The organism is Zhongshania sp. (assembly GCF_041584495.1).
Taxonomy (GTDB): domain Bacteria; phylum Pseudomonadota; class Gammaproteobacteria; order Pseudomonadales; family Spongiibacteraceae; genus Spongiibacter.
In genome coordinates, this window is record NZ_JBFHDY010000166.1 from 1 (window position 1) to 5,401 (window position 5,401).

The window sequence follows — 5,401 nt, forward strand, 5'->3', positions numbered from 1 at the left end:
AGCGGGCGGCCTGAGCTTTGCCGACGGCATTTCGGCGCCAGGTAAATACGTAGAGTTAAAAGCACTAATGGATGTCTACGTGCTCATCTCCAACTGCCCGCAATTAAACAACCCCTGCAATGCCTATAACCCAACGCCAATTGAATACCTCGTTTGGAATGCTTAGGCACAAGGTCAGACGCCCGACATTCGACGTTTTACTTGTTATGAACCATCTTCAGTGGACGACCACTGTCGTAAAGCGCCACGGGACGGCCCGTTAATGGACGACTATGTTCACTAAAGTTTTAATTGCCAATCGCGGCGCTATCGCAACGCGGATTATTTGCAGTCTCAATGAACTGAATGTAACTGCTGTGGCAGTTTATGCCGAGGCTGATGCCCGCAGCATGCATGTCCGCAATGCCGATGAAGCCTATAGCCTTGGCGAGGGTGGCGCCGCAGAAACCTATTTAGATGCCGCAAAAGTTTTAGCCATTGCCAAAGCCTGTGGCGCCGAGGCTATTCATCCTGGCTACGGCTTTCTCAGTGAAAACGCCAGCTTTGTCGCGGCCTGCGAAGCCGCCGATATCGCGTTTATTGGCCCAACTGCCGACCAGATGCAAAGCTTTGGCTTAAAGCACCGCGCCCGCGATATCGCAGAAAGTGTGGGTGTACCACTACCGCCAGGCACTGGCTTATTGGCCGATCTTGAAACGGCTGTTAGTGCAGCGGCAGCCATTGGCTACCCCATTATTCTTAAGAGCACCGCAGGCGGCGGTGGTATTGGCATGCAGATCTGCCATAGCGAAGCCGAGCTGCGTGGCAGTTTTGATAAAGTAAAAAAACTCGGCAGCAATAATTTTGCCGACGACAGTGTGTTTCTAGAGAAATTTGTTGCCCGCGCGCGACATATCGAAGTGCAGGTTTTTGGCGACGGCGACGGCCAGGTGGTGGCCATCGGCGAGCGGGATTGCTCTGCCCAGCGCCGCAACCAAAAAGTGGTAGAAGAATGTCCCGCGCCGAATTTACCCGACAGCGTGCGCCAGCGCCTGTATTCACTTTCCGAAAAATTATTGGCCGCGGTGAGCTACCGCAATGCGGGCACCGTAGAATTTATTTACGACCCCGACACCGAGCAATTTTACTTTTTAGAAGTGAATACCCGCTTGCAAGTAGAACACGGCGTGACCGAAGCGGTGTGGGGGGTAGACTTAGTTAAGTGGATGCTGATGCAGGCCAGCGGCGATCTACCCGAGTTAGATCAGCTGCGCAACGGCTTATCTGCCAAGGGCCACGCCGTGCAAGTGCGGGTGTATGCAGAAGACCCTTACAAGCAGTTTCAACCTTGCGCAGGGCTGCTGAGCAAAGTCGCGTTTCCGGTGGCCGAGGGTTTGCGCATCGACCATTGGCTAGACAGCGGTTTAGAAGTGTCGCCGTATTTTGACCCCATGCTGGCCAAGGTTATTTTCCATGGCGACAACCGCGAAGCGGCGCTTGCGGGCTTGCGCACCGCGCTGGCCGACACCGAACTGTACGGCATTGCCACCAACCGCGATTATTTGCGCGCCTTACTCAACGACAGCGTGCTAATCAGCGGCCAGCTCACCACTCGCTATTTAAATGATTTTAACTGGCAGCCACGGCGTATTGATGTGGTGCAAGCGGGCACCCAAACCACCGTGCAGGATTACCCCGCAAGGCTGGGTTACTGGAGTGTGGGTGTGCCGCCGTCTGGCCCCTTCGACAGCTATTCCTTCCGTATGGCCAATTGTGTATTGGGCAATGATCCCCGAGCGGCAGGTTTGGAAATCACCCTGCAGGGCCCAAGCTTATTATTTAGTGTGGATACTCAGGTGGTCATTGGGGGCGCCGAAATTCCGGTAACAATTGATGGCCAGCCCCTTAGCTGTCAGCATTTTTGTGCAGATACCCACGTCATAGATCCTAAGGGCGAATCAGCCTCGGCGCTGTGGCAAGTTATTAATATTAAAGCGGGGCAAACCTTGGTCTTGGGTCGCATTGTGGCCGGTGCGCGCGCCTATTTGGCGGTGGCGGGGGGAATTCAATGCCCCGAGTATTTGGGCTCGCGGTCTACCTTCACCTTAGGCCAGTTTGGTGGTCACAGTGGTCGCGCGCTGCGGGTTGGCGATGTGTTATCGCTGTGTGAAGCGGCGCCAAACAATAGCGTTGCATCGCGGCCATTGCCAAATGTTCTTAAACCAGCGATTGGCAACAACTGGGAATTGCGGGTGATATACGGCCCCCACGGCGCGCCAGACTTTTTTACCGATGACGATATTAACGAATTTTTTGCGGCGAGCTGGGAAGTGCACTACAACTCGAGTCGCACCGGTGTGCGTTTGATTGGCCCCAAGCCAAGCTGGGCGCGGAGCAGCGGCGGCGAAGCCGGTATGCACCCGTCGAATATTCACGACAATGCCTATGCCTTTGGCACCGTCGATTTTACCGGTGATATGCCGGTTATTCTCGGCCCCGACGGCCCCTCCCTGGGGGGCTTTGTTTGCCCGGCCACGGTAATTACCGCCGATCTCTGGAAGCTTGGCCAGCTCCGCGCTGGTGACAAAATCCGTTTTGTGGCGGTGAGTGTGAACGACGCGGTGGCCGCCGAGAAATTTCAGCGCCTGACCTTAAGCGATATGTCGCCACCTGGCCCCGAGGCCTACCCCTTGACGACTTTGCCATCGCCGATAGTGCGGCAGCTAAGTGCCGACGAGGTCGGCGATGATGTGGTTTATCGCGTTGCTGGTGATCATTTTTTGCTGGTGGAATACGGCGCCCAAGAACTGGATATTCGCCTGCGCTTTCGCGCCCACGCCTTAATGCAGTATTTGCAGCAAAACCCGATTGCCGGCGTAATCGAACTCACACCAGGCATACGCTCGCTGCAACTGCACTACGATTCCATGAAAATTAGCTTGGCTGCCGTGCTAGATAAATTGGTGGCGGCAGAAGCGTATTTGTCTAAGCAACTGGAACACCTCAATGTGCCGTCGCGCACCGTGTATTTACCGCTGAGCTGGGACGATGCCGCCTGCCAATTGGCCATTGAAAAATACCAGCAATCGGTGCGTGAAAATGCACCGTGGTGCCCAAGCAATTTAGAGTTTATTCGTCGCATAAACGGCCTCGACGATATCGCAGCGGTGAAGGACATTGTCTTTAACGCGGCGTATTTGGTGATGGGCTTGGGCGATGTGTATTTAGGCGCGCCAGTGGCAACGCCGGTTGACCCGCGCCACCGTCTGGTTACCACCAAATACAATCCAGCGCGCACCTGGACCGCCGAAAACTCGGTGGGCATTGGTGGTTCTTATCTCTGTGTATACGGTATGGAAGGTCCTGGTGGCTACCAATTTATTGGCCGTACTCTGCAAATGTGGAATCGCTACCGGCGCACCGCCGAATTTACTGAGCCGTATCTGCTGCGCTTCTTTGATCAAATTCGATTTTACGAGGTTGAGCAAGACGAACTGTTGCAAATTCGGAATGACTTTCCGCTGGGTAAATACCCCCTGCGGATTGAAGAGGGCGAATTCTCGCTTGCTGACTATCAAACCATGTTGCAAGAAAATGGCGATGAGATTGCCAGTCACAACGCGAAGCGCGAGCAGGCCTTTGCCGAGGAGTTGGCGCGTTGGCATGCCGATGGCCAATTCCATTACCAAGCGCCAGAGGTTGTCGACAATGTTGATATCGTCACCCTGGCCGAGGGCGAGATTCCCGTCGACAGTTCGGTGGCCGGCCGTGTCTGGCAGCTGTTGGTCGCCGAGGGCGATATTGTTAAAGAAGGGCAGCCGCTACTGCTCTTGGAATCCATGAAAATGGAAATTGCGATACTTGCTCCCGAGACCGGTCGTGTAAAAAAACAATTATTACATGAAGGTGCCCGTGTAAGCGCTGGGCAATCTCTGCTGATTTTGGAGGCATTATCATGAGTATCACTTCTTCTTTAAGTTTGACGGATCTCCGCGCGCAATATTTGAACGGCGGTATTACGCCGCGCCAGGCATTTGCGACCATTGGCGAGCGAGTTGAACAGTATCGAGAGCACAATATTTGGATTCACGCCCTGACGGCGGCAGAATTAGAACCTTATTTTTTAAGGCTGGAACAGGCGGATATACATGCGCTGCCGCTATACGGAATTCCCTTCGCCATCAAAGATAATATCGATTTGGCGGGGGTGCCGACGACGGCAGCCTGCCCAGAATTTAGCTATATACCAGAACGCTCCGCCTTTGTGGTGCAGCGCCTAATTGATGCTGGCGCGATTCCGGTGGGCAAAAGTAATCTTGACCAATTTGCGACTGGCTTGGTCGGCGTGCGCTCGCCTTACGGCGCCTGTAAAAACAGCTTTGATCCGAGCATGGCCAGCGGTGGCTCCAGTTCCGGTTCGGCGGTTTCGGTTGCACTGGGCATGGCCAGTTTTTCATTGGGCACAGACACCGCTGGCTCGGGGCGAGTGCCCGCCTGCTTCAATAATTTAGTTGGCGTCAAACCCAGTATTGGTTTGCTGTCGGCCAGCGGCATGTTACCCGCTTGCCGCTCATTGGATTGCATAACGATTTTTGCCTTGCACTGCGACGATGCCAACACACTGTTGGCAGTCGCCGAGGGCGAAGACGCCAGCGATGCCTATAGCCGCGTAAATCCTTTTGCTAATCAGGCGCGGCATTACGGCGCATGGCAGGGGGCGTTGCGAATCGGCGTATTACCAGCAGATCAGCTCGCCTTTTTTGGCCACAGCGATTACCAAGCTAGCTACGAGGAAACGATCACCGCCTTAAAAGAACAAGGTGTAGAAATTATCGAAGTGGATTTTGCGCCCTTTATAAAAGCGGCGCGGCTACTCTACGAAGGGCCGTGGGTTGCAGAGCGCTATATTGCGACCACGCCAATGATTCAAGACAATCCCGAGGCCATGCTGCCGGTAATTCAAACCATTATTGGTGGTGGCGCCAAGAGTTCGGCGGTAGACACCTTTCAAGCCCAATACCGTTTAAAAGCCCTGCGCAAAGCCGCGACCTCAGTGTTGGCGTCGGTAGATTGTTTATTAAGCCCAACCGCAGGTCGGCCCTATCGCATCGACGCCGTAAACGCCGACCCCATAAAGCTAAATAGCAATCTTGGCTACTACACCAATTATATGAACCTCTTCGATCTGGCGGGGGTGGCAGTGCCGACTGGTTTCACAGCGAGCGGTTTCCCCTTTGGTGTAACTCTAATTGGCGAGGCCTTTACGGATCGCCGCCTGTTATCGATTGCCAATCGCATTCAGCAGTATTTCCAATTGCCGCTGGGCAAAGATCAAGGCGCCTTCCAGCCGACTGCGGCGAGCCCTGTTGCCAATCAGCGGCGCATAGCTGTGGCAGTGTGCGGCGCTCACTTACAAGGCCAG

General features: G+C 54.5%; 2 protein-coding genes and 1 pseudogene. All 3 read left to right on the plus strand.

Annotated elements, in window-relative coordinates:
- Positions 1 to 166: pseudogene (locus ABYP33_RS17150) on the plus strand (urea carboxylase); the annotation flags it as partial.
- A 106-nt stretch (positions 167 to 272) separates the two neighbouring features.
- On the plus strand, positions 273 to 3,938 hold the full coding sequence (gene uca / locus ABYP33_RS17155; RefSeq protein WP_373092372.1) for an urea carboxylase: 3,666 nt from the start codon (positions 273 to 275) through the stop codon (positions 3,936 to 3,938).
- A partial coding sequence (gene atzF / locus ABYP33_RS17160) for an allophanate hydrolase (RefSeq protein ID WP_373092373.1) occupies positions 3,935 to 5,401 on the plus strand: 1,467 nt, incomplete at its 3' end. The genes uca and atzF, both read left to right, overlap by 4 nt.